This window comes from Streptomyces sp. NPDC001617 (assembly GCF_053596855.1).
In genome coordinates, this window is record NZ_JBSFHA010000060.1 from 1 (window position 1) to 24,683 (window position 24,683).

Below are 24,683 nucleotides of genomic sequence, written 5' to 3' on the forward strand. Positions count from 1 at the left end.
CCCGGCTCGCCGCCGGCGACTCCACCGGGCACGTGACGCTGTGGGACGGCCCGCCGGACCTGCAGGGCCGTCTGGAGATCCTCAAGGTCCACCAGAAGGGCAAGCCGGTCGCCCCGGACGTCGACCTCGCGGCCGTCGCCCGGCGTACCCCTGGCTTCACCGGTGCGGACCTGAGCAACGTCCTCAATGAGGCCGCGCTGCTCACCGCCCGCAGCGACAAGAAGCTGATCGACAACTTCATGCTGGACGAGGCGATCGACCGCGTGGTCGCGGGCCCGCAGAAGCGGACCCGGATCATGTCGGACAAGGAGAAGAAGATCACCGCGTACCACGAGGGCGGTCACGCCCTGGTCGCGGCGGCTTCCCCGAACTCCGACCCGGTCCACAAGATCACGATTCTTTCGCGCGGCCGTGCCCTCGGTTACACGATGGTGCTCCCGGACGAGGACAAGTACTCGACCACCCGCAACGAGATGCTCGACCAGCTGGCGTACATGCTGGGCGGTCGCGCGGCCGAGGAACTGGTCTTCCACGACCCGACCACGGGCGCCGCGAACGACATCGAGAAGGCCACCGCCACAGCCCGCGCGATGGTCACCCAGTACGGCATGACCGAGCGTCTGGGCGCCATCAAGTTCGGCGGCGACAACACCGAGCCGTTCCTCGGGCGTGAGATGTCTCACCAGCGCGACTACTCGGAAGAGGTCGCCGCGCTGGTGGACGAGGAAGTCAAGAAGCTCATCGAGAACGCGCACAACGAGGCCTGGGAGATCCTGGTCGAGAACCGCGACGTCCTCGACAACCTCGTCCTGCAGCTGCTGGAGCGGGAGACGCTGGGCAAGGAGGAGATCGCCGAGATCTTCGCCCCGATCGTCAAGCGTCCGCCTCGGCCCGCCTGGACCGGCTCCTCCCGCCGTACGCCGTCCACCCGTCCGCCGGTGCTCTCCCCGAAGGAGCTCGCACTGACGAACGGCGCCAACGGCGCGACCCCGGCGATCTCCACCGTCAAGTCGACGGCGACGGAGCACGCCCCGGTGGCCGAGCCCGCTCCGGAGGACCGTTCCGAGAGCTGACGTCACTTCCAGCCATCGAGACTGGAATGGATGCACGCGCCCCCCAGGTTCTAGCCTGGGGGGCGCGGCATTTATGCATGCCTGTATGTGACACCAGAGGAACGAGGTACGAGATGACCGACCCTGTGACGCTGGACGGCGAGGGCAAGATCGGCGAGTTCGACGAGAAGCGTGCCGAGAACGCCATCCGCGAACTGCTGATCGCGGTCGGCGAGGACCCCGACCGGGAGGGCCTCAGGGAGACGCCGACGCGGGTGGCGCGGGCGTACAAGGAGATCTTCGCGGGCCTGTGGCAGAAGCCCGAGGACGTGCTGACGACGACGTTCGACCTGGGTCACGACGAGATGGTGCTCGTGAAGGACATCGAGGTGCTCAGCTCCTGCGAGCATCACCTCGTGCCGTTTGTCGGAGTTGCCCATGTCGGTTACATTCCGTCCACCGATGGCAAGATCACGGGCCTCTCGAAGCTGGCCCGGCTCGTGGATGTCTACGCCCGCCGGCCGCAGGTACAGGAACGACTCACCACACAGATCGCCGACTCGCTGATGGCGATACTGGAGCCGCGTGGCGTGATCGTCGTCGTCGAGTGCGAGCACATGTGCATGTCGATGCGAGGTGTCCGCAAGCCGGGGGCCAAGACCATAACCTCGGCCGTCCGTGGCCAGCTGCGTGACCCCGCCACCCGTAACGAGGCGATGAGCCTGATCATGGCGCGCTGACGGCCCTACGCCGCCGAGGCCGCCCCGTTGTTGTGCTCGTCGTCCTCCGGGAGCTTGCAGACGCGCTCCAGGAAGATGGCCGCCGCTATCACCGCGATGCCCGCGACGACCGAGAAGCCGGCGTAGATGGCCTGGTCACGGCGGGCCGGGATGTCCAGGAGCTCCAGCAGGAAGGCGCCCGCGCCGCCGTACATGCCGGCGACCAGGGCGGCCACCAGGGCGCTGGCCTGGCCGAAGACGACCGCGCGGGCCGCCATCAGGGGGTCGACGCCCTTGGCCTCGGGGCGGCGCTCGCGCTGGGCCTTGAGGCGGGCGCGGATCGAGAGCGCCGTGGCCGTGAGGACCACCGCGATCAGGGCGAGCACGATGGGGGCGGCCAGGGGGACGCTGGGGAGGGTCCCGATCGAGTTCCAGAGGCGGGCGCCCGCCCAGGACAGGACTCCGGCCACGACGAAGACTCCGGCCAGCACCCTGATGCGCAGCTCTCTCACGGTGTCCCTTCAACTCCCCCGGGTCCCGGGCTCGTCCCGCGGACCGCGATCGGCCACCGTCCGCGGACGGTGATCGACCCGACCTCTGTCGTCCTGACCTTAACGACTACTCGGGCAGGTGGAGTTCCAGGTCCTTGCGCGGTTCCACGCCGTGGCGGGTGACGGAGCCGAGCAGGTCGGCGACCGGGCCGCGGCCGGGCAGCTGTGCGTCGGGGTCGACGTCGTGCCAGGGGACGAGGACGAACGCGCGTTCATGGGCGCGCGGATGTGGGAGGGTGAGCTGCGGGTCGTCGGAGAGGACGCCGTCGTACGCCACGATGTCGACGTCGAGGGTGCGGGCGCCCCAGCGCTCGTCCCGTACACGGTGGAAGGCCTCCTCGACCGCGTGGGCCCGCTCCAGGAGCGAGGACGGCGGGAGGGTGGTCTTCAGCAGCACGACCGCGTTGAAGTACGAGGGCTGGCTGCCGGGCTCGACGCCCCACGGCTCCGTCTCGTACACCGGCGACACGGCCTTGATGCGGACGCCCGGGGTGTCCTCGAGGGCGTCGATGGCGCCCTGGAGGGTCTCCAGGCGGTTGCCGAGGTTCGCGCCGAGGGAGATCACGGCCCGTTTCGGGTTGTGGAGGGTGGTGTCGGCGGCGTCCACCTGCCGCACCACGGAGGCGGGTACCGGCTGTACGGTCGGGTCGCTGTGACCCTCGGTGAAGGACGCGGTCATACTCGGCTCCGGGTGATGGTGACGGTCACGTCGTCGAAGGGGACCGTGATCGGTGCGTCCGGCTTGTGGACGCAGACCTCGACCTCCTGAACCATGTCGTGCTTCAGACAGGCCTGGGCGATGCGCTCGGCGAGCGTCTCGATGAGGTTGACGGGCTCGCCCTCGACGACGGCCACGACCTCCTCCGCCACGATGCCGTAGTGCACGGTCTTCGCCAGGTCGTCGTCGGCCGCGGCCGGCCGGGTGTCCAGGCCGAGGACGAGGTCCACGATGAAGGTCTGACCCTCCTCGCGCTCCTTGGGGAACACCCCGTGGTGCCCGCGGGCCTTGAGGCCGCGCAGCGCGACACGATCCACGCGAATCACTCCTGCAATCGTCGGTAACAGCCGGTCCTGCCGTGTGCGGGCGGCACACCGGCCTCGAACGAATCTACCTGCGGGCACTGACAGGGCCCGGCCACGGGGGCGCGGGCCCGTGCCGGGGCCAGGAGGTTTCATCGTGTGTTTCCCCTGGGGAACCCGGCGGCTCACGGGTTGGTAGCCGCCCCTACCCGGGCCGCCGTGATTCCAACCACTTCTTGGTCCCAGTGGGGGCCGATAAGTGCCTGAAGGTGTCCTCGGAGGGGCGCCTACCCCGTCAGGAGGGGGTGTCCTCGTCCTCGGCCTCGTCGTTTTCGGCCAGAACGGGGGAGGCGTGGTGGGACCACATCTTCCAGCCGTCGGGTGTGCGCCGGAACACGTTCGTGGCGACCACCAGTTGGCCTACGAGCGGACCGAGCTCCTCCCCGCCCTCGGGGGCGGGGCCGCCGCTGAGGATGTTCTCGGTGCAGGTGACAAGCGCGGTGTCGCCGGTCACGGAGACGTGCACGTCGGTGAGGAAGAACTGGATGTAGTCGGTGTTCGCCATGATCAGCGCGTACGACCGCAGGACCTCGCCGCGCCCGGTGAGCACCGGCCAGCCGGGGTGCACGCAGGAGACCACGCCGACGTCGGCCGGGTCGTGGTACTCCTCGTCGACGCCCAGGTCGGAGGGCGTGAGCCAGAGCGAGGACAGCACGTCGAAGTCGCCCCGCTCCAAGGCTTCGTAGAAGGCGGTGTTGGCGGCTTCCACCTGCTCGACGTCGGTGTGGGGGGCGCTCACCGGGCTCCTTCTGCGCCGGGCGTGGGCTCTGATGCGCCCGCCGGGTGGGTGGTGTCCGCGCCGGGAGCGCGCTGTGTGGAGTGCGCCGGGCTCGGAGTGTCTGCGCCCGGCGTGTGACCTGCGGCTTGCGCTCCGCGTGCGGTGTGGGCGCCCGGCGCGTTTCCTGCGGTGCGCGCCCCTTCCACGGCGCGTGCGACCCGTACCGCGTCGCGTGTCGCGCGCACCTCGTGCACGCGCACCGCCCATGCGCCGGCGTGCGCGGCGAGTGCGGAGACGGCGGCCGTGGCGGCGTCGCGCTCGCGCGCGGGCGGCGGCGCGCCCTCCGGGCCGGCGAGGACGCTGCCCAGGAACCGCTTGCGGGAGGCGGCGACGAGCAGGGGGTGGCCGAGGGTGAGCAGGCGGTCGAGGTGGGCGAGCAGGACCAGGTCGTGCTCGGCGTCCTTGGAGAAGCCGAGACCCGGGTCGACGACGATGCGGTCGGGGGCGATGCCGCCGGCGAGGACGGCCTCCACGCGCGCGTGCAATTCGTCGACGACCTCGGCGACGACGTCGTCGTACACGCCCTTGACGTTGCCGCCCTCCAGGAAGCCGCGCCAGTGCATGACGACGAAGGGGGCGCCCGTCTCGGCCACCGCCGGGATCATCGCCGGGTCGGCGAGGCCGCCGCTGACGTCGTTGACGAGGGCGGCGCCGGCGGCGAGGGACTGGGCGGCGACGGAGGCGCGCATGGTGTCGACGGAGACGGTGACGCCCTCGGAGGCGAGACCGCGGACGACGGGGATGACGCGCTTGAGCTCCTCGGCCTCGTCCACGCGCGTGGCGCCCGGGCGGGTGGACTCGCCGCCGACGTCGACCAGGTCCGCGCCCTCGGCGACCAGCTCCAGACCGTGTTTGACGGCGGCCGTGGTGTCGAAGAAGCGGCCGCCGTCGGAGAAGGAATCGGGAGTGACGTTCACGACTCCCATGACCGCGCACCGGTCCCATTCCGGAAGACCCGTGACGCGCCCGCGTCCGCTCTGCTTGCTCATACGTTCAGCGTAGGCCCCGGGCCATGCCGGGAAACGCCACGGCCCGGACGGAAGCCCCCCGGGCTGGAGGGGCGGGGCTTCCGTCCGGACCTGTGTTCGGCGATGTGGGTCACGCCGCGCGTACGTCGCGCTCCGCGATGGCGTGCGTGCACACGCGCTGGGCGGACCGGCGGCGGCGCAGGAAGCGCGGGAGCGGCAGGGCGAGGTTGACGAAGCCCTCCGCCTGCATGGCGGCGAAACCGATGCGCGGCAGGTCCGCGGAGGCGCGGTAGACGACGAAGCGGGGCTCCCAGCGCGGGCAGAACTTCGCGTTGAACTTGTACAGGGACTCGATCTGGAACCAGCGGGAGAGGAAGACCAGCAGCCCGCGCCAGGCGCGCAGCACCGGGCCCGCGCCGATCTTCTCGCCACGCGCGAGTGCCGAGCGGAACATCGCGAAGTTGAGCGAGACACGGGTGATGCCGAGCTTCGGGGCCGCCTGGAGGGCGGCGACGATGAGGAGTTCGTTCATGCCGGGGTCGGCCGAGCGGTCGCGGCGCATCAGGTCCAGGGAGGCGCCGTCGGTGCCCCAGGGGACGAAATGCAGGATCGCCTTCAGGTCGCCGAACTCGCCGGGCTGGTCGTCCGCCTTGTGGGCGGTGGCGATCAGGCAGTCGCCGTCGGAGGGGTCGCCGATCCGGCCCAGAGCCATGGAGAAGCCGCGCTCGGTGTCGGTGCCGCGCCAGTCCTCGGCGGCCTGCCGGATCCGCTCCAGCTCGGTCTCCCCGAGGTCACGTACACGTCGTACCCGGGTTTCGTAACCGGCGCGTTCGATGCGCTTGACCATCTGGCGCACGTTGCGCATCGCGCGCCCGGCCAGGGAGAAATCCGCTACGTCGACCACCGCCTCGTCGCCCAGTTCCAGGGCGTCGAGGCCGGTCTCGCGGGTCCACACCTCGCCGCCCGTCTCCGAGCAGCCCATCACGGCGGGCGTCCAGGAGTGCGCCTTCGCCTCGTCCATGAAGCGTTCGATCGCGCCCGGCCAGGCCTCCACGTCGCCGATGGGGTCGCCGCTGGCGAGCATCACGCCGGACACCACGCGGTACGTCACCGCGGCCTTGCCGCTGGGCGAGAAGACGACGGCCTTGTCGCGGCGCAGCGCGAAGTGGCCGAGGGAGTCCCGTCCGCCGTGCTTCTCGAGCAGGGCACGCAGGTGTTCCTCGTCGTCCGGCGTGAGGCGTGCGGCGGGGTGCTCGGGCCGGAAGGCGAGGTAGATCGACGTGACGGCCGTGAGCAGGCCCAGGGCGCCCAGCGAGAAGCCGACGGTCCAGGAGGTGTCGCCCTGGTAGTCGACCGGGCCCTCGAAGCCGAACAGGCCGTACAGCACGTGCGTAATGCGATCGGCCAGGCTCGGGTCGCCGATCATGCGGTTCGGGTGGACGCTGACGATGATCAACCCGAGGACGAGGGAACCGGCGCCCATGAGGACGAAGTTCGCGAGCGCACGCCACCGGCTGCGCGGGTCGGGCAGTGACTTGAACTGGTCGCGGTGGCGCAGGAGCGGTGCCAGCAGTGCCAGCGAGATCACCATTCCGATGACGGAGTGGCGGTACACGAACTGCGCCACGGCGCCCGCCGGCAGCAGCGCGACCGCGGCTCGCCACGCGCGCCGCTTGCCCCGCTTCAGGCCGTGCGCGAGCAGCAGCAACAGCACGCCGGCGCTGAGCGAGAGCGCGGCCGCGAACGGGCCGAACGCTCCGGGCAGCACCTCGGCCAGCGTGTGCATACGGCTGTGCCTGAAGCGCGGGAAGACGCCCGCGGCGACGTCCAGAACGCCCACCAGGTAGCAGGCCCTGGCGACGAGGACGGGGACGACCTCGGGGCGCGGACCTCGCAGTACGCGCCGAGCGTTGCGTGCTCGGGACGGAACCCCGCCCGACATTTCCTCATCTGTCCTGACAGACATCGCATCCCGTTGTTCTGCGAGAGACCTTGAACCCGGGCCCGATTCGGGCATCCGGCGACATTGCGCCCTCTAGGACGGTGTCTCGAGGAGGAAGGTTCCAGACCCTCCTCAAAGCCGGTTCAAAGGCCGAGGAAAGTCCCGGACAAGCCCTTGCGAAGGTGTGGGGAAGCCGGGTGGAAACCGCAGGCAGGAAGCAGGATATGGGTCTTACGAGCAACAAAGTGCTGATGTTGGCAGTCGCGTTCGCGGTGCTGCTGTTCGTCGGCACGGTGTGGCTGTGGCCGCGTCTGGCGCGGCGGAACTGGCGCGCCGTCGGCGGGCGCGTGGGACTGCTGCTCGGCACCCAGCTGGCCCTGTTCGCGTCCGTGGGCCTCGCCGCCAACCAGGCCTTCGGGTTCTACGCCAGCTGGGCGGACCTCTTCGGCCAGGAGAAGGACCAGGGTGTGGTCGTCAACCACACGGCGCTCGGCGGTTCGGGGGGACCGCTCCAGGTCATCGACACGGCACGCGTGCGTGGCGCGGGCGGTGCCCCGCCGCAGACCGGCGGAGAGGTCCAGAAGGTCGACATCGTCGGCCGTACGACCCACATCGCCACGCCCGCGTACGTGTATCTGCCGCCGGAGTACTTCCAGCCGCAGTACCGCACGCGCACGTTCCCCGCCGCCGTCGTCCTGACCGGATATCCGGGCACCGCCCAGGCGCTCGTCGACAAGTTGCACTATCCGAGCACCGCGCAGGCCCTCGCCAAGGACGGCCGTATGCAGCCGATGATCCTGGTGATGCTGCGGCCGACGGTGGCGCCGCCGCGGGACACGGAGTGCGTGGACATCCCGGGCGGCCCGCAGACGGAGACGTTTTTCGCGAAGGATCTGCCGAACGCCGTACTCGCGCACTACAGGGTGGGCAAAAAGCCGGGCAGCTGGGGCATCGTCGGCGACTCCACGGGCGGCTACTGCGCGCTGAAACTCGCGATGCACCATCCCGCTTCGTACGCGGCCGGCGCGGGCCTGTCGCCGTACTACAAGGCGCCGACCGACCCCACGACGGGTGATCTCTTCCAGGGTGAGCAGGCGCTGCGCAATCGGACGAACCTCTGGTGGTGCCTCAAGCACCTGCCGGCGCCGAACACTTCACTGCTCGTCACCAGCAGCCGTATCGGGGAAACCAACTACAAGGACACGCTGAAGTTCATAGAGCGTGTGCAGGCCACCCGGCTGACAAGGATCTCGTCGATCATCCTCGACAGCGGCGGCCACAACTTCAACACCTGGCGACGCGAGATTCCGGCGACGCTGCAGTGGCTCAGCGGGCGGTTGAGCGATCGTTAATGATCTTGTATGGACTCGGTGAATTCGGCGGGCCGCATTTCCTGGTGCGCTGTGAACGTTTCGTTATGGCTGTGTTTTTGCGGGGCGGGGCGCCAACGGTCGCCTACGCGCGGTAAGTTTCTGGCCATGCCACGTGGACGTCACCGCCATTCCCCACCTCTGCACAGGCTGCTGCCGCCGTCGGCGATAGCCGGCGTCTCCCTTGTCTGCGCCTTCGGCCCCTGGGTGTTCTCCTCCCCGGCCGTGCTCCGTGTCGTCGCCGCGTTCGCCGCCGCGACGGCGGTCGTCGGCGCCGCCGTGATGCGCCGTTGGGACGCGCAGGCCGGCAAGCAGGTGGCCGACCTCACGCGCGCGCGTGCGAGCGACGAGTGGCGGCACGAGGAGCGGGTCGCCGAGTTGGAGACCGACCTCGAGGAGTCCCGCGAGCTGCGCACCAAGCTGGAGCAGCGGCTGCGGGCCAAGCGCACGGAACTGGCGGGGCTGCGCAACGAGCACGCGGCACTGCTGCGGCGGTACGCGACAGCGGAGACCGAGCGCGCGAGCGCCCTGGAGGGCCGCCGTCTGCTCGAGATAGAGGCCGGGTCGCCGACGCGCGCGTTGCCGCCGGTTCCGGCGGAGTCCGAGGAGACGGACGCCGGGGCGGAGACCGAGGCTGTGGCTGCCTCGGTGGAGGCCGCGGAGGCGGCCGCCGAGGGCGCCGACGAGAAGGCGGAGCTGCCCGCGATCTTCTCCCCGGAGGGCTCCAAGCTGTTCCTGCGGGCCAAGGCGGCGCTGAAGAAGTTCGACGAGGACGGTGACGGTTCTTCGACCGACGACGGCGACGTGATGAGCGACGCCGACGTCACCGATGACACCGAGGTGACGGACGCGGGTGCCGCCGAGAACGAGCGAGACGCGGACGGCACCGACCCCGAGGACGACGGTCCCTCGAAGGGCGACTCCCCGAAGGGTGACGGTCCCTCCAAAGGCGAGCCGGTACGGGTGAAGGCCGGTTCCGACGCCGTGACGGCCGAGCCGGTCGCGACCGGCGCCGTCGCCGCGGAGCCCGCCGCCGGGGCGGCAGAGGTCGGCACCCTTGCCGAGGCCGGCTCCGGTGACACGGAGGCCGCGACGCAGGAGGACGAGGCGGAGGGGCAGCCCGAGGCGGTCGACGAGCATGAGCGCGCGGCCGCCACGACTTCGGCCCACCTGCCCGTCCTGTCCGGGCCGTCCGCCCAGCCGGTCCAGCAGCCCTCCGGGCACTTCGTCGAGCCGACCGCGGTGGCCGTCGTACCGGCCGCGCCCGTGCGGCGTCCGGCCGTCGAGGGCGGATTCGACTTCTTCGGCACCAAGAAGGACCCCTCGCCGGCCGACCTGGAGGCCGTGCAGAACGAGGACCTCGCCGATGTCGTCGGCCAGGAGGCCCTCGCCCTTCACAAGGCCGAGACCGAGGCGGAGTTCAAGCCGGCCGACGAGGAGTCCCGCGGTGTCGGCCAGGTGATCGACCTGACGGCCCACGACGAGACGGAACAGATCGACCTGCAGGGGCTGCGGAGCGCGGTTTCCTGACGGCGGGCCGATCGACGGCCGGGCCTAGGCCATCCACCGGTCCGGCAGCGCGTCCCGCCGCCCCGTCCGCGAGCGCTCCGCCTGCGCCCGCAGCAGCTCCGCCGCCTCCTGAGCGTCCCTCAGGCGGGCCGTGACGGTCTTGTTGGCCCCCGTGTCCACATGCACGTCGGCAACCCGCCACAGCCGCTCCCACGGCCCCTGAGCCAGCCGCACGCTCTGCACCTTGGCATGCGGCACGAGCGACAGACGGCGCCGCAGCAGCCCGTGCCGGGCGGCGAACACCGTGTCGGTGACGGCGAGTCCGTACCCGCGCCACCACACCGGCACGCACCGCCCGGCCCGCCGGGGCGGCCGCGACAGCGAGGCGGCCGACGGCACCGTCACCCCGGGCAGCACGCGCGCGATGACGGACTCCGCGACCTCGCGCGGAGCGACCGGTACGAGCACCGAGTTGGACGATCCGGCCACGTCCAGCTCCACCCGCACCCAACCGCGCCGCCGCCACAGCAACGGCTCCACGATCCGCACGGTCTGCACGCGGCCGGGCGGCACCGTCTCGTGCGTACGGTCCAGCAGCCCGTGGTCGATGCGCAGCCCGTCCGGCGACTCGCCCACCGTCCAGTCGTACTCGCCGACGAACCGTCCCACACTGCTCGCACCCGCCGCGCCCAGCAGGGGCACGCCGGTCGCGAGGACCGTCCACACGCTGTGGGTGGCGAACCACAGGACGGGCGGTACGACGAGGGCGGCGGCGAGGGCGCCCCAGGTGGCGCCGGTCAGCACGAGGGAGATCGCAAGGTGGAGCGGGGGCGTGCGAAGGAGCTCGCGCGCCGGAGCCTCACCGACTTCGTGCGCCGTCTCGGGCGCGAACCCGGCGGCGCGCGCCAGTAGTTCCGCGCGCAGCGCACGCGCCTCGCGCTCCCCCAGGAAGGCGAGCTCGTCCTTCTTGTCGGTGCCTATGACGTCGAGTTTGAGCTTGGCGACGCCCGCCACGCGCGCGAGGAGCGGCTGGGTGACGTCGACGGCCTGGAGGCGCTCCAGCCGGATGTGCGCGGTGCGGCGGAACAACAGGCCGGTACGGATGCGCAATTCGGTGTCCGTCACCGCGAAGTGCGTGTACCACCAGCTGAGAAAGCCGTACAGGGCGGCGACCGGGACGAGCACGGCGAGCGCGATCAGGAGGGTGGTGGCCGTCAGCCGCGCCAGCTGGTGCTGCGCCTGGTCCGGGTCGTGCACGGCCCACCCGATGAGCACGGCGACCGGCGCCCACGCCCGCCGGAGGGGTGTGACGGGGTGCAGCCGCCGCTCGGTGACGGGTTCCTTCTCGCGCACGGCGTCGTCGACGCCCGGCGTCGTCACAGGCCCGCCGATCGGGCCTCGCCGAGCTCGGTGAGCCGGTCGCGCAGACGTTCCGCCTCGGCCGGTTCCAGGCCAGGGATGGTCGCGTCGGTCGCGGCGGCGGCCGTGTGCAGCTGCACGCTGGCCAGCCCGAAGTGCCGCTCGACGGGCCCCGAGGTCACCTCGACCAGCTGCATGCGCCCGTACGGCACGACGGTCTCCTCGCGCCACAGCACACCCCGGCTGATCAGCAGGTCGTCGGCGCGCTCGGCGTACCGCCAGGACCGCCAGTTGCGGCCCAGCAGCACCCAGCCCCAGGCCATGAGCGCCAGCGGCAGCAGCGCGAACGCCGCCCACACCGGGCCGGCGAGCAGGCCGAGCAGCAGCCCCAGGGCGAGGGCGATCAGGCCCAGCCACACCACCAGCAACAGGCGTCGCATGCGCAACAGTCCGGGCGGCAGTCCGCGCCACACGGGCTCCGCCGTCTCGTCCCCCCGCGTGCCCGCGTCCCGCGGGCTCCCCGTTTCCATACGGCCAGCGTACGTAGGAGAGACTGTGTCCATGACTCCTACGACGGAGACCATGGTCGGTATCGGCGGCGCCGCGGAGAGCACCGACATGGTGCTCAACATCGGGCCGCAGCACCCGTCCACGCACGGCGTACTCAGGCTGCGCCTGGTGCTGGACGGCGAGCGCATCACGCGCGCGGAGCCGGTGATCGGGTACATGCACCGCGGCGCGGAGAAGCTCTTCGAGGCGCGCGACTATCGCCAGATCATCATGCTCGCCAACCGCCACGACTGGCTGTCGGCCTTCTCGAACGAGCTGGGCGTGGTCCTCGCCGTGGAGCGCATGCTCGGCATGGAGGTGCCCACGCGCGCGGTGTGGACCCGCACGCTGCTCGCGGAGCTCAACCGGGTGCTCAACCACCTGATGTTCCTGGGCTCCTATCCGCTGGAGCTCGGCGGGATCACGCCGGTCTTCTACGCGTTCCGGGAGCGCGAGGTCCTCCAGAACGTCATGGAGGAGGTCTCCGGCGGCCGTATGCACTACATGTTCAACCGCGTCGGCGGCCTCAAGGAGGACCTGCCGGCCGGCTGGGCCGCCCGCGCGCGTGCCGCCGTCGCCGCCGTGCGCTCGCGCATGGACCGGTTCGACGACCTGGTCCTCGGCAACGAGATCTTCCGGGGCCGCACGCGGGGCGTGGGCGCGCTCGCGCCGGAGGCCGTGCACGCCTATGGCGTCAGCGGGCCGATCGCGCGGGCCTCGGGCGTCGACTTCGACCTGCGCCGCGACGAGCCGTACCTGGCCTACGGCGAGCTGCAGGACACCCTGAAGGTCGTCACCCGGCAGGAGGGCGACTGCCTGGCCCGCTTCGAGGTCCTCCTGGAGCAGACCCATGTCGCCCTCGACCTCGCCGACGCCTGCCTCGACCGGCTCGCCGAGCTGCCGCCCGGGCCGATCAACCAGCGGCTCCCGAAGGTCCTGAAGGCACCCGAGGGCCACACCTACGCCTGGACCGAGAACCCCCTCGGGATCAACGGCTACTACCTCGTCAGCAAGGGCGAGAAGACCCCGTACCGGCTGAAGCTGCGCTCTGCCTCGTACAACAACATCCAGGCCCTCGCCGAGCTGCTGCCGGGGACGCTGGTCGCGGACATGGTGGCGATCCTGGGGTCGCTGTTCTTCGTGGTGGGGGACATCGACAAGTAGGGCGGAGGGTCAGTCGATGAGTCCGTCCGGAATTCCCACCGGTTGCAGCAGCCAGCCGAAGTCGCCGAGGCCGCCGGGGGCGGTGAGTTCGGCGGCTTCGCCGGCGCTCGCGAGGGCGCGTACGTAGGCAGCGGGGTGTGTGGAGGCCAGTGCGAGCGGGGGGCGCGCGCCGGTGATGCCCAGGGCCTGCAAGGCGTCGCGCTGGCGCAACAGGCGCGCACTCGTGCCGGTGAGCGCCGTGGAACGCGCCGCGCACGCGTCCAGCGCGACGTGCGCCGTGATATCGCACGACCCGTCCGGCACGGGCGCCGTCTCACGCCCCGCGCGGAAGCCGGTGAGCGTCCCGAACGGGGGGCGCGCGTCCAGGGTGTGCGCGTAGTCGACGGCGACGGCAAGCCCTCGGTCGAGCACCGAGACCGAGCCGGCCCACGCCTCGTCCCTGGGCAGCCCGATCTCGGCCCGCACCCCCTCGGTACGGCTCTCACCACCCGGCCCCTCCAGCCCACCCACCGGCCACCACCGCGCGACCCACTCCGCCTCCGCGCCCCCGATCGCCTCCCCGAGCCGCTCGACACCGTCCCGTCGTACGAGCACCCGGCGGGCCACGCCCTCGGCGTCCACTTCGGCGATGTCCAGGGGCACGTTGTCCAGCCATTCGTTGGCGAACAGCAGCCCGGTGATGCCGCTCGGCGGCTCCGGCAGCCACTCGATCCGGTCGTCCAGGTCGGCAGGCCGGTCGGCGAGTTCGACGGCGTACGCACGCACGCGTGCGGTCACCTCGGCGGGCAGCGCGGCCAGTACACCGGTGATCAGCTCCCCCCGCCCCGCCGCCATGTCCACGAAGTCGAGTCGGGCGGGGTGGTCCAGGGCCTCGTCGACGCGGCACAGGAGGCGGGCCACGGCCCCGGCGAACAGCGGGGACGCGTGTACGGACGTACGGAAGTGGGCGGCCGGGCCGTCGGGGCGGCGGTAGAAGCCGTGCGGTCCGTACAGGGCCGTCTCTGTCGCCGCCCGCCAGCCCTGCCAGTCGCCGCCCGTCGTCTCTCCCGTCACCGGCCCAGGCTAAGCGCACGGGAGAACACACTCTCCACCTTGCGGAGTATGCGCACCCCGCCCGGATCGATCCTCCGGTTGACCCCTGCACGCATCGCGCTTCCCTACGCTGGGTTACGTGCAGCGCCTCTATGACTTCCTCCGCAGAAACCCGACAGGGGTCGACACCTTCTGGGCCGTCTTCCTGTTCGGGATCTCGCTGGTGAGTGGAACGGCCAGTTCGGCGGTCCGGGGCACCGACTCACCGGCGCTGATCGTTCCGATCACGTTTCTGCTGTGCCTGGTGATCGCGCTGCGCCGGCGCATGCCGGAGAAGATGCTGCTGCTGGCGGCCGGGCTCGGTCTGACGCAGCTGGTGCTGAACGTCCAGACGATGGCCGCCGACTTCGCCATGCTGGTGATCGTCTACACGGTGGCCGCGACGGGCGCCCGATGGGCCTCCCGGCTCGCGCTGGCCATGGGGCTGTGCGCGGCGCCGCTGGCTCAGATGCGCTGGCCGCAGGACGGGAGCGCGCTGGGCAACGCCGCGAAGGCGATCTTCCTGACCGTGCCGTTCGCGCTCGCCTGGGTGCTCGGCGACTCCATCCGCACCCGGCGCGCGTACTTCGCGCAGCTGGAGGAGCGCGCCGCCCGTCTGGAGAAGGAGCGCGAGGCACAGGCCAAGGTCGCGGTCGCCGCCGAACGCGCCCGGATCGCACGCGAGTTGCACGACGTCGTCGCACACAACGTGTCGGTGATGGTGGTGCAGGCCGACGGCGCTGCCTACGTCCTCGACACCGCTCCCGACCAGGCGAAGAAGGCCCTGGAGACCATCTCCTCCACCGGCCGCCAGGCCCTCGCCGAGATGCGCCGCCTGCTGGGCGTGCTCCGTACCGGCGAGCACAAGGAAGCCGGCGAATACGTCCCGCAGCCCGACGTCGAGCAGATCGACGAGCTGATCGAGCAGTGCCGCACCTCCGGCCTGCCCGTCGACTTCAAGGTCGAGGGCACCCCGCGCCCGCTGCCCAGCGGCGTCGAGCTGACGGCGTACCGCATCGTGCAGGAGGCGCTGACGAACACCCGCAAGCACGGCGGGCCCAACACGGGCGCGAGCGTGCGGCTGGTGTACTTCGACGACGGGCTCGGGCTGCTCGTCGAGGACGACGGCAAGGGCGCCCCGCACGAGCTGTACGAGGAGGGCGGCGCCGACGGCCAGGGGCACGGCCTGATCGGGATGCGCGAGCGGGTCGGTATGGTCGGCGGCACCCTGGACGCGGGCCCGCGCCCGGGCGGCGGATTCCGCATCAGCGCCCTGCTGCCGCTGAAACCCGCACACTGAACCGACGCACGTCCCTCGTTGACACCTGTAACGACCCTTGTAACGACCCTGCCGACGCAAACGGAAGAGACGGAAGAGGCTCCGATGACGATCCGCGTGATGCTCGTCGACGACCAGGTGCTGCTGCGCACCGGATTCCGGATGGTGCTCGCCGCACAGCCGGACATGGAGGTCGTCGCGGAGGCCGGGGACGGCGTGGAGGCCCTTCAGGTGCTGCGTGCCACCGAGGTCGACGTCGTCCTGATGGACGTCCGTATGCCGAAGCTGGACGGGGTGGAGACGACCCGCCGCATCTGCCAGGAGCCCAATCCGCCGAAGGTGCTGATCCTGACCACCTTCGACCTCGACGAGTACGCCTTCTCGGGGCTGAAGGCGGGCGCCTCCGGCTTCATGCTCAAGGACGTGCCGCCGGGCGAGCTCCTGCACGCCATCCGTGCCGTGCACAGCGGCGACGCGGTGGTCGCGCCGTCGACCACGCGCCGGCTCCTGGACCGGTTCGCGCCGATGCTGCCGAGCGCCGGCAAGGAGCCCCAGCACAAGGAGCTGGAGCGGCTCACCGACCGGGAGCGCGAGGTCATGGTGCTGGTGGCGCAGGGACTGTCGAACGGCGAGATCGCGGCCCGGCTCGTGCTGTCCGAGGCGACGGTGAAGACCCATGTCGGCCGCATCCTGACCAAGTTGGGGCTGCGTGACCGGGTGCAGGTGGTGGTCCTGGCGTACGAGACCGGGCTGGTCCGCGCGGGTGGGCACGGCTGATCCACACGCGCGTGACTCCCGCGTAATCGCCGCCCACTAGGGTCTGCGCATGCTCCTGTGGATCAACGGCCCTTTCGGGGGCGGCAAGACACAGACCGCGCACGAGATCCAGCGGCGGCTGCGCGGCAGCGTCGTCTGCGATCCCGAACACGCCGGCTTCGGTCTGCGCCGGATGCTGCCGCCCGAACTGCGCGGGAACTTCCAGGACCTGGCCTCCTGGCGGCAGGGCGTGGTGGAGGTCCTCGACCTCGCCCTCACCAAGCACGACGGGGTCGTGATCGCGCCCATGACCGTCACGGACTCCGGTTACTTCGAGGAGACCGTGGGCCGACTGCGCGAACTCGGCCACGACGTACGCCACTTCACCCTCCTCGCCCAGCGCGAGACCGTCCTGAAGCGGCTGCGTGAGCGCGGCTTCGGACACCTCCTTCAGTACGTCGCCGGAAAGAACGCCGGTCTGGGGCGCGAGACCTGGGCCGTGCAGCAGCTCGACCACTGTCTGGAGCGGCTGCAGGAGCCCGAGTTCGCCGAGCACCTGTGGACCGACCACTCGACCGTCCCGAAGACGGCCGACCGCATCGCCGTGCTCGCTGGGCTGACGCTGCGGCCGAACAACGAGGGCGCGCTGCGGACCCGGCTGCGGCAGGCACGGGTCGGCATCCGGCACATCCGGTTCGACTGAGCCGGTGTGATCATGGTGCACCCCGCCACTGACCACACCGCAGTGGATCGACGCCGCCCGTCAATCGACGTGAGGGGCGCGACCGCCGGCAGTTCCCTGCGGCCGCGCTCTAGCTGCTGAGCTCTTCGTTCAGCCGTACGACGAACTCCGCGACCGCCGCCCTCACGTCGTCGGCGGTCCACTCCAGGCCCGCGGCGCGTACGTACACCTCGGTGACGGCGAGGCCCGGGCCCTTGGCGTCCCAGGGGTCCGCGAACAGGGAGGTGCCCGTCTCCTCGGACGCCCGGATCGCCGCCTCGGCGACCACGTCGGGGTCGTACGGCAGCCAGACCTGGAACTCGTTGGTGTGCGGCACCTCGGGGTGGACGCGCATCCACGGCACCCCGGCCGCGGCGAACCCCTCACGCAGCGCGGCGGCGACCACGCGCGCGTGGTGTACGTACTCGGGCAGCCGGGGCAGTTCGCGCTCCAGGCCGGCGAGGGCCGACAGGACGGTCGGGAACTGCTGGAAGATCTGACCGCCGTAGCGGTGCCGCCAGGTCCTCGCCTCGTCGATCAGCGTCTTCGGGCCGGCGAGCGCGGCGCCGCCGTAGCCGTCGAGGGACTTGTAGAACGACACGTAGACGCTGTCCGCCAGGCCGGCGATCTCGTCCAGGGGGCGGTCGAAGTGGACGGTGGACTCCCACAGGCGCGCTCCGTCGAAGTGCACCACCGCGTCGCGCTCGTGCGCCGCCTCCACCACCTCGGTGAGTTCCTCCCAGGAGGGCAGCACGAAACCGGCGTCCCTGAGGGGCAGTTCGAGCATCAGCGCCCCGAAGGGCTCGTCGAAGTGGCGTATTTCGTCGGCGGTCGGCAGCCGGGGCTCGCTCGTCACACGGACCGGGCGCAGGCCGCTGACCTGGCTGAAGGCGTGCCGTTCGTGCACCTCGGGATGGGCGAGCGCGTGCAGGGCGACGGTCGGGTTGCCGGTGCGGCCCGCCCAGCAGCGCAGCGCCACCTGCTGGGCCATCGTGCCCGAGGGGAAGAACGCGGCGGCCTCCTTGCCGAGCAGCCCGGCGACCTTCTCCTCCAGGGCCTCGACGATGCCGTTGCCGTAGATGTCGGCGGGCTCGTCCAGGTCGTACAGGTCCTGTGCGCCCTCCAGCAGCGCCAGGCGCTCGCGGAGCGTGCCCAGGAAGCCGGGGCGTGCGAGGGCACGCTTCGCGCCCCGGTACGCGCTGATGCGCCGCACACGGCGGCGCTTGATCCGTTCCTCCTCGGACATCTCCTCGTCCGTCTGCCCGGCCTGGTCCGTCGCGTCGTCCGTCGCATCGCTCATGGTCCGGATCATGCCTGGCCCCCCGACGTACGGGCACCCGGATTTCCACGGGGCAGTCCCGTGTGCGGACGGTGTGCGAAACCCCACAGCCTGTGGACGACCGAACGCCCCTCGAACCGATAGCGTTAACATGACGAGAAATCGTCCGGTACCCGGAGCGGACTGGAACGGGAAGGCCGCCGTCGCGTGAGTACAAGCCAACTGCCAGACCCCAAGGACCGCCCCGCGCGTCTCACCGTCGGCGTCGTCGGCGCCGGTCGCGTGGGCCCCGCACTCGCCGCGTCCCTCCAGCTCGCCGGGCACCGCCCGGTGGCCGTCTCCGGGGTCTCCGACGCCTCCAAGAGGCGCGCCGCCCAGTTGCTCCCGGACGTGCCGCTCGTCCCGCCCGCCGAGGTGCTGGAGCGTGCCGACCTGGTCCTGCTGACCGTCCCGGACGACACACTGCCCGGGCTGGTGGAAGGGCTCGCGGAGACCGGGGCCGTCCGGCCGGGTCAGCTGCTCGTGCACACGTCCGGGCGGTACGGCGCGAAGGTCCTGGACCCCGCCCTGCGCGCGGGCGCGCTGCCGCTGGCCCTGCACCCCGCGATGACCTTCACGGGCACGCCCGTGGACGTCCAGCGCCTGGCCGGCTGCTCCTTCGGGGTCACCGCCCCCGACGAGCTGCGGCTGGCCGCCGAGGCCCTCGTCATCGAGATGGGCGGCGAGCCGGAGTGGGTCGCCGAGGAGATGCGCCCGCTGTACCACGCGGCGCTCGCGCTGGGCGCGAACCATCTGGTCACGCTGGTCGCGCAGTCCATGGAGCTGCTGCGCGCGGCCGGTGTCGAGGCGCCCGACCGGATGCTCGGCCCGCTGCTCGGCGCCGCCCTGGACAACGCCCTGCGCTCCGGAGACGCGGCCCTGACCGGCCCGGTAGCGCGCGGGGACGCCGGTACGGTCGCCGCACACGTCGCCGAGCTGCGCAGGCACGCACCGCAGACCGTCGCCGGGTATCTGGCGATGGCCCGCGCGACCGCCGACCGGGCGCTCGCCCACGGGCTGCTCAAGCCGGAGCTGGCCGAGGACCTCCTCGGGGTGCTCGCCGACGGGAGCGACGGCGCCGAGGGAGACGCCCGATGACCACCGTCCTGCTGCGCACCGCCGACGAACTGCACGCACGCACGCGTACCGGCCGCCGTGCCGTGGTGATGACCATGGGTGCCCTGCACGAGGGCCACGCCACCCTGATCCGCAGCGCGCGCGAGATCGCGGGCCCGGAGGGCGAGGTCGTCGTCACGGTCTTCGTGAACCCCCTGCAGTTCGGCGAGGGCGAGGATCTCGACCGCTATCCGCGCACCCTGGACGCCGACACCAAGCTCGCCGAGCTGTCCGGCGCGGACGCCGTGTTCGCACCCTCCGTGGACGAGGTCTACCCCGGCGGCGAGCCTCAGGTCCGCATCAGCGCGGGCCCCATGGGGGAGCGTCTGGAGGGCGCCTCGCGCCCCGGCCACTTCGACGGCATGCTCACCGTCGTCGCCAAGCTGCTGCACCTCACCCGCCCCGACGTCGCCCTCTACGGCCAGAAGGACGCCCAGCAGCTCGCCCTGATCCGGCGCATGGTGCGGGACCTGAACTTCGGCATGGACATCGTCGGCGTGCCCACCGTGCGCGAGGAGGACGGGCTCGCGCTCTCCAGCCGCAACCGCTACCTCTCGCCGACGGAGCGGCGCACGGCGCTCTCGCTCTCCGCCGCGCTGTTCGCGGGCCGTGACCGGCACGCGGCCCAGGAGGCGCTGCGCGCACGGGCGCGCGAAGTGCCCGCCACACAGGCGCGCGCCGAAGCCCTCAGTGCCATAGGGGAGTCCCGCGCGGCCGCCGACGCGCACGCCGTCGCGAAGGCGATCCCGGGCGCCCCCTCGGCCGTCCGCGCCGCCGCCCGCCTGGTCCTCGACGACGCCACCCGCCTGTCGCCGCCGCTGGTGCTCGACTACCTGGCCCTCGTCGACCCGTCCGACTTCACGGAGATCGAGGACGACTTCACCGGCGAGGCCGTCCTCGCCGTGGCCGCCCGGGTCGGGACGACCCGGCTGATCGACAACCTTCCTCTCACCTTCGGAGCCGCCTCGTGACCAGCACAGGCATACGACTGCACGCGCCCACGCCGGGCTGGGCCATCTCCGCGGACGTGGTGGTCGTCGGCTCCGGAGTGGCCGGCCTGACCGCGGCCCTGCGCTGCGAGGCCGCCGGCCTGAAGACGGTCGTCGTCACCAAGGCCCGCCTCGACGACGGCTCCACCCGCTGGGCGCAGGGCGGCATCGCCGCGGCCCTCGGCGAGGGCGACACCCCCGAACAGCACCTGGACGACACCCTGGTGGCCGGCGCGGGCCTGTGCGACGAGGAGGCCGTACGGATCCTCGTCACCGAGGGCCCCGGCGCCGTGCGCCGGCTCATCGCGACCGGCGCGCACTTCGACGAGTCCGAAGAGGGCGCCCTGGAGCTCGCCCGCGAGGGCGGCCACCACCGCCGCCGGATCGCGCACGCGGGCGGCGACGCGACCGGTGCGGAGATCTCCCGCGCGCTCGTCGAGGCGGTCCGCGCGCGGGGGCTGCGCACGATCGAGAACGCGCTCGTACTGGACCTGCTGACGGACGCGGACGGCCGTACGGCGGGCGTGAGCCTGCATGTGATGGGCGAGGGCCAGCACGACGGCGTGGGCGCGGTGCACGCCCCCGCGGTCGTCCTCGCGACCGGCGGCATGGGCCAGGTGTTCTCCGCGACCACCAACCCGTCCGTGTCGACGGGCGACGGCGTCGCGCTCGCCCTGCGCGCGGGCGCCGAGGTGAGCGACCTGGAGTTCGTGCAGTTCCACCCGACCGTGCTGTTCCTCGGCCCGGACGCCGAGGGCCAGCAGCCGCTCGTCTCCGAGGCGGTACGCGGCGAGGGCGCCCACCTGGTCGACGCCGACGGCGTGCGCTTCATGGTCGGGCAGCACGAGCTCGCCGAGCTCGCGCCCCGGGACATCGTCGCCAAGGGCATCATGCGGCGGATGCAGGAGCACGACGCCGAGCACATGTTCCTCGACGCCCGGCACTTCGGCGCCGACATGTGGGAGCACCGCTTCCCGACGATCCTCGCCGCCTGCCGCGCGAACGGCATCGACCCGGTCACCGAGCCCATCCCGATAGCGCCGGCCGCCCACTACGCCTCCGGAGGCGTGCGCACCGACTCCCAGGGCCGCACGACCGTCCCGGGCCTGTACGCGTGCGGCGAGGTCGCCTGCACCGGTGTGCACGGCGCCAACCGGCTCGCCTCCAACTCGCTCCTCGAAGGCCTGGTCTACGCCGAGCGCATCGCCGCCGACATCACGGCGACCCACGCCGGGAACGGCCTCCACGCGCGTGTGCCCGAACCGTTCGAGCACCCCGAGACACCGGCCCACCCGCTCCTCGCTCCGGAGGCCCGCTTCGCGATCCAGCGGATCATGACCGACGGCGCGGGCGTCCTGCGCTCGGCGGACTCCCTGGAGAAGGCCGCCGACCAGCTCCAGCGGCTGCACACGGAGGCCCGCGACGCCCTCGCCGAGAACGGCAAGACGGCCGAGCCCGGCGTCGACACCTGGGAGGCCACCAACCTCCTGTGCGTGGCCCGCGTCCTGGTCTCCGCCGCCCGTCTGCGCGAGGAGACCCGCGGCTGCCACTGGCGCGAGGACCACGCCGAGCGCGACGACGCGGCATGGCGCCGCCACATCGTCGTACGGCTGAATCCGGACCGCACACTCGCCGTACACACCACCGATACCCCAGACTTCCCCCCGACCCGGCAGACTCGGCAGCCCCAGCAGCGCCCTCAGGAGCAGTGACAGAAGTGAGCACCCCCGAACTCCCCCTCGCGTCGAACGGCGGCTGCGGCGACGGCTGCGCCTGTGGCGCCGACGGCGACGCCGCACACATGGAGTGCGGGCTCGACCCCGCGCTCGCCGAGCTCCTGGCCGACGCCGGACTCGACCCCGTCGAGGTCGAGGACATCGCCAACGTCGCCATCCAGGAGGACCTGGACGGCGGCGTGGACGTCACGACCGTCTCGACCATCCCCGAGGACGCCGTCGCCACCGCCGACTTCACCGCGCGCGAGGGGGGCGTCGTGGCGGGGCTCAGGGTCGCCGAAGCGGTGCTGTCCGTGGTCTGCGAGGACGAGTTCGAGGTCGAGCGGCACGTCGAGGACGGCGACCGGGTGGAGGCCGGGCAGAAGCTGCTGTCGGTCACCACGCGCACGCGTGACCTGCTCACCGCCGAGCGCAGCGCGCTCAACCTGCTGTGCCGGCTGTCCGGCATCGCGACCGCCACGCGCGAGTGGGCGGACGTGCTGGACGGCACGAAGGCACGTGTGCGGGACACCCGCAAGACGACCCCGGGGCTGCGCTCCCTGGAGAAGTACGCGGTTCGCTGCGGCGGTGGTGTCAACCACCGGATGTCGCTGTCGGACGCGGCGCTCGTCAAGGACAACCACGTCGTCGCCGCGGGCGGGGTCGGGCAGGCCTTCAGGGCCGTGCGGGAGGCCTTCCCGGAGGTGCCGATCGAGGTCGAGGTGGACACCCTGCACCAGCTGCGCGAGGTCGTGGACGCCGGTGCCGACCTGATCCTGCTGGACAACTTCACGCCCGGCGAGTGCGAGGAGGCGGTGGCCCTCGTGCACGGGCGGGCCGCGCTGGAGGCGTCGGGGCGGCTCACCCTGGAGAACGCGAAGGCGTACGCGGACACCGGGGTGGACTACCTCGCCGTGGGCGCGCTGACCCACTCCTCGCCGATCCTGGACATCGGGCTCGACCTGCGAGCGGCGGAGTAGGTACCGGCCATGCTGTTGACGATCGACGTGGGGAACACCCACACCGTCCTGGGGCTCTTCGACGGCGAGGACATCGTCGAGCACTGGCGCATCTCCACGGACGCGCGCCGCACGGCGGACGAGCTGGCGGTCCTGCTGCAGGGCCTGATGGGCATGCACCCGCTGCTCGGTGACGAGCTGGGCGACGGCATCGACGGCATCGCCATCTGCGCGACCGTGCCGTCCGTGCTGCACGAGCTGCGTGAGGTGACGCGGCGGTACTACGGGGACGTGCCCGCCGTGCTCGTCGAGCCGGGTGTGAAGACCGGTGTGCCGATCCTGACCGACAACCCCAAGGAGGTCGGCGCGGACCGGATCATCAACGCGGTCGCCGCGGTCGAGCTCTACGGCGGTCCCGCGATCGTCGTGGACTTCGGTACGGCGACGACGTTCGACGCGGTCTCCGCGCGCGGGGAGTACGTCGGCGGGGTCATCGCCCCGGGTATCGAGATCTCCGTCGAGGCGCTCGGCGTCCGGGGCGCGCAGCTGCGGAAGATCGAGGTGGTGCGGCCGCGGAGCGTGATCGGCAAGAACACGGTCGAGGCGATGCAGGCCGGCATCATCTACGGGTTCGCCGGGCAGGTCGACGGGGTCGTGAGCCGGATGGCGCGCGAGCTCGCGGAGGACCCGGAGGACGTGACGGTGATAGCGACCGGCGGGTTGGCGCCGATGGTGCTGGGGGAGTCCTCGGTGATCGACGAGCACGAGCCGTGGCTGACACTGATCGGGCTGCGGTTGGTGTACGAGCGGAACGTGTCGCGGATGTGAGGGCGGACGGGGTGCACGCCTGTGGGGGCTCCGCCTCCGGACCCCGTCGTGAGGGCAACCGGGTGGCTCCGTTGCGCCACACCCGCCCTCCTATGTCGAGTTTGTCTGATTAGCGCGTATCGTCGCCACATGCCCACGCCTTACGGATCCCGCGGCGGCATGGCGTTCGGCGTGGAGGAGCTGCGTGTGCTCCGCCGTGCTCTCGCCCTCGCCCTCCACCCCAGCCCCGCCTCGGCCGAGGACGTCCAGGAGTGTCTCCGCCTCGCCGAGTCCCTAGACGAGGCGATGCGCGAGGGTGCCCGGCTGCGTGCCTTCCTGGTGGCCGACCTCGCCCGCTATCGCGCCGCCCTGCCCGGAACCGCCGTCGGCTATCTCGCACTGCTCGAGGAGGCGCTGGGGGCCGCCTACCGGCCGGACCCCGACGATCTCGCCGCGCTCCGGGCCCTGCGTGGCAACCCGGTCGCCGCCGCGCTCCTCGACCGCTGCCAGGTGCTCGCGGAGCAGGACGTACGCGCCCGTCTCGCGCGCGGCACGGCCCGTACGGCCTCTTCGTCCGTCCCCGCCTCCCGCAACCGCCTCACGGCCCTACCGGGGGGCCTCTCGGGCGCCCTGGGGCGCACCGGCAGTGGTGTGAGCACGGACCTGTCCGGCGACGCGGACCAGGACCCCGCCCGCAAGCCCGAGAAGAGCCCCGCGGAAAAGCCGGCACCGCCCAAGCCGGCCCCTGCCCCTGCCGCCCCGAAGCCGACCCGCCCCATCCCCACCCCGGGCGAGGTCTTCCCCCGCCGCAAGCCGACCCCGCCACCCGCGCAGAACCCGCCCCACCAACTCGCGGCGGGCTGAGACCGGTCCCGCCGCCGACCGGGACTGTGCCCGTGGCTACCCTGGAC

At 71.9% G+C, this 24,683-nt stretch carries 23 protein-coding genes and 1 pseudogene; 14 read left to right on the plus strand and 10 right to left on the minus strand.

Translation table 11 applies throughout. The features are described from left to right. Positions 1–1,073: pseudogene (locus ACWC09_RS35090) on the plus strand (ATP-dependent zinc metalloprotease FtsH); the annotation flags it as partial. 113 nt (positions 1,074–1,186) lie between these two features. Beyond that, positions 1,187–1,792 carry a GTP cyclohydrolase I FolE gene (folE, locus tag ACWC09_RS35095; protein ID WP_450854980.1) on the plus strand — a complete coding sequence of 202 codons (606 nt, stop codon included), beginning with the start codon at positions 1,187–1,189 and terminating at the stop codon, positions 1,790–1,792. 5 nt (positions 1,793–1,797) lie between these two features. Here folE and ACWC09_RS35100 read toward each other — a convergent pair whose 3' ends face one another. The 6 genes from ACWC09_RS35100 to ACWC09_RS35125 form a co-directional block, all read right to left on the minus strand. Next, positions 1,798–2,283: a DUF3180 domain-containing protein gene (locus ACWC09_RS35100; protein WP_450854981.1), complete on the minus strand. Its 486-nt coding sequence runs from the start codon at positions 2,281–2,283 to the stop codon at positions 1,798–1,800. Positions 2,284–2,389: 106 nt separating this feature from the next. After that, positions 2,390–3,001 carry a 2-amino-4-hydroxy-6-hydroxymethyldihydropteridine diphosphokinase gene (gene folK, locus ACWC09_RS35105; RefSeq protein WP_450854982.1) on the minus strand — a complete coding sequence of 204 codons (612 nt, stop codon included), beginning with the start codon at positions 2,999–3,001 and terminating at the stop codon, positions 2,390–2,392. Then, a complete protein-coding gene (gene folB, locus ACWC09_RS35110) occupies positions 2,998–3,357 on the minus strand; it encodes a dihydroneopterin aldolase (protein ID WP_450854983.1) in 360 nt (119 codons plus the stop codon). Before folB ends, folK begins: the two co-directional genes overlap by 4 nt. Before the next feature lie 280 nt (positions 3,358–3,637). Next, on the minus strand, positions 3,638–4,141 hold the full coding sequence (locus ACWC09_RS35115) for a nuclear transport factor 2 family protein (RefSeq protein ID WP_450854984.1): 504 nt from the start codon (positions 4,139–4,141) through the stop codon (positions 3,638–3,640). Then, on the minus strand, positions 4,138–5,169 hold the full coding sequence (gene folP / locus ACWC09_RS35120) for a dihydropteroate synthase (RefSeq protein ID WP_450854985.1): 1,032 nt from the start codon (positions 5,167–5,169) through the stop codon (positions 4,138–4,140). Before folP ends, ACWC09_RS35115 begins: the two co-directional genes overlap by 4 nt. Before the next feature lie 109 nt (positions 5,170–5,278). After that, positions 5,279–7,090 (minus strand): phosphatidylglycerol lysyltransferase domain-containing protein, encoded by a 1,812-nt coding sequence (locus ACWC09_RS35125; protein WP_450854986.1) that lies wholly within the window; start codon positions 7,088–7,090, stop codon positions 5,279–5,281. A 224-nt stretch (positions 7,091–7,314) separates the two neighbouring features. On the opposite strand from ACWC09_RS35125, the gene ACWC09_RS35130 reads away from it, so the two are divergent. After that, the gene (locus ACWC09_RS35130; RefSeq protein WP_450854987.1) at positions 7,315–8,442 is read left to right on the plus strand and encodes an alpha/beta hydrolase; all 1,128 of its coding nucleotides are present in this window, start codon (positions 7,315–7,317) and stop codon (positions 8,440–8,442) included. 126 nt (positions 8,443–8,568) lie between these two features. After that, complete coding sequence (locus ACWC09_RS35135) at positions 8,569–9,990, plus strand: hypothetical protein (protein ID WP_450854989.1); 1,422 nt, start codon at positions 8,569–8,571, stop codon at positions 9,988–9,990. Between the two features lie 24 nt (positions 9,991–10,014). On the opposite strand, the gene ACWC09_RS35140 is transcribed toward ACWC09_RS35135, so the two are convergent. Together ACWC09_RS35140 and ACWC09_RS35145 are read right to left on the minus strand one after the other, a co-directional pair. Beyond that, positions 10,015–11,349 carry a PH domain-containing protein gene (locus tag ACWC09_RS35140; protein WP_450854990.1) on the minus strand — a complete coding sequence of 445 codons (1,335 nt, stop codon included), beginning with the start codon at positions 11,347–11,349 and terminating at the stop codon, positions 10,015–10,017. Continuing rightward, on the minus strand, positions 11,346–11,858 hold the full coding sequence (locus ACWC09_RS35145) for a PH domain-containing protein (RefSeq protein ID WP_450854991.1): 513 nt from the start codon (positions 11,856–11,858) through the stop codon (positions 11,346–11,348). The genes ACWC09_RS35140 and ACWC09_RS35145 overlap by 4 nt, the downstream gene beginning before the upstream one ends. Before the next feature lie 31 nt (positions 11,859–11,889). Between ACWC09_RS35145 and ACWC09_RS35150 the strand changes: the two genes are divergently transcribed. Next, complete coding sequence (locus ACWC09_RS35150) at positions 11,890–13,041, plus strand: NADH-quinone oxidoreductase subunit D (RefSeq protein WP_450854992.1); 1,152 nt, start codon at positions 11,890–11,892, stop codon at positions 13,039–13,041. 9 nt (positions 13,042–13,050) lie between these two features. Here ACWC09_RS35150 and ACWC09_RS35155 read toward each other — a convergent pair whose 3' ends face one another. Further along, complete coding sequence (locus tag ACWC09_RS35155; protein ID WP_450854993.1) at positions 13,051–14,094, minus strand: SAM-dependent methyltransferase; 1,044 nt, start codon at positions 14,092–14,094, stop codon at positions 13,051–13,053. Between the two features lie 118 nt (positions 14,095–14,212). Here ACWC09_RS35155 and ACWC09_RS35160 point away from each other — a divergent pair, with 118 nt between their 5' ends. From ACWC09_RS35160 to ACWC09_RS35170, 3 genes are all read left to right on the plus strand, one after another. Further along, entirely contained in the window at positions 14,213–15,412 is a 1,200-nt protein-coding gene (locus ACWC09_RS35160) for a sensor histidine kinase (protein WP_450854994.1), read from the plus strand. A gap of 84 nt (positions 15,413–15,496) precedes the next feature. Then, positions 15,497–16,168: a response regulator transcription factor gene (locus ACWC09_RS35165; RefSeq protein WP_450854995.1), complete on the plus strand. Its 672-nt coding sequence runs from the start codon at positions 15,497–15,499 to the stop codon at positions 16,166–16,168. A gap of 49 nt (positions 16,169–16,217) precedes the next feature. After that, positions 16,218–16,850, plus strand: a complete 633-nt coding sequence (locus tag ACWC09_RS35170) for an AAA family ATPase (protein WP_450854996.1) — start codon at positions 16,218–16,220, stop codon at positions 16,848–16,850. 109 nt (positions 16,851–16,959) lie between these two features. Here ACWC09_RS35170 and ACWC09_RS35175 read toward each other — a convergent pair whose 3' ends face one another. Then, positions 16,960–18,168, minus strand: coding sequence for a threonine aldolase family protein (locus tag ACWC09_RS35175; protein WP_450854997.1), 1,209 nt, complete (start codon positions 18,166–18,168; stop codon positions 16,960–16,962). 186 nt (positions 18,169–18,354) lie between these two features. Here ACWC09_RS35175 and ACWC09_RS35180 point away from each other — a divergent pair, with 186 nt between their 5' ends. From ACWC09_RS35180 to ACWC09_RS35205, 6 genes are all read left to right on the plus strand, one after another. Beyond that, positions 18,355–19,284 carry a Rossmann-like and DUF2520 domain-containing protein gene (locus ACWC09_RS35180; RefSeq protein ID WP_450854998.1) on the plus strand — a complete coding sequence of 310 codons (930 nt, stop codon included), beginning with the start codon at positions 18,355–18,357 and terminating at the stop codon, positions 19,282–19,284. After that, the gene (panC, locus tag ACWC09_RS35185; protein ID WP_450854999.1) at positions 19,281–20,273 is read left to right on the plus strand and encodes a pantoate--beta-alanine ligase; all 993 of its coding nucleotides are present in this window, start codon (positions 19,281–19,283) and stop codon (positions 20,271–20,273) included. The genes ACWC09_RS35180 and panC overlap by 4 nt, the downstream gene beginning before the upstream one ends. Continuing rightward, positions 20,270–22,003 carry an L-aspartate oxidase gene (locus ACWC09_RS35190; RefSeq protein ID WP_450855000.1) on the plus strand — a complete coding sequence of 578 codons (1,734 nt, stop codon included), beginning with the start codon at positions 20,270–20,272 and terminating at the stop codon, positions 22,001–22,003. The genes panC and ACWC09_RS35190 overlap by 4 nt, the downstream gene beginning before the upstream one ends. Positions 22,004–22,008: 5 nt before the next feature. Continuing rightward, positions 22,009–22,986, plus strand: coding sequence for a carboxylating nicotinate-nucleotide diphosphorylase (gene nadC, locus ACWC09_RS35195; RefSeq protein ID WP_450855002.1), 978 nt, complete (start codon positions 22,009–22,011; stop codon positions 22,984–22,986). A 9-nt stretch (positions 22,987–22,995) separates the two neighbouring features. Further along, positions 22,996–23,793, plus strand: coding sequence for a type III pantothenate kinase (locus ACWC09_RS35200; RefSeq protein ID WP_450855004.1), 798 nt, complete (start codon positions 22,996–22,998; stop codon positions 23,791–23,793). 159 nt (positions 23,794–23,952) lie between these two features. Beyond that, positions 23,953–24,636, plus strand: a complete 684-nt coding sequence (locus ACWC09_RS35205) for a hypothetical protein (RefSeq protein ID WP_450855051.1) — start codon at positions 23,953–23,955, stop codon at positions 24,634–24,636. Positions 24,637–24,683 lie beyond the last annotated feature (47 nt).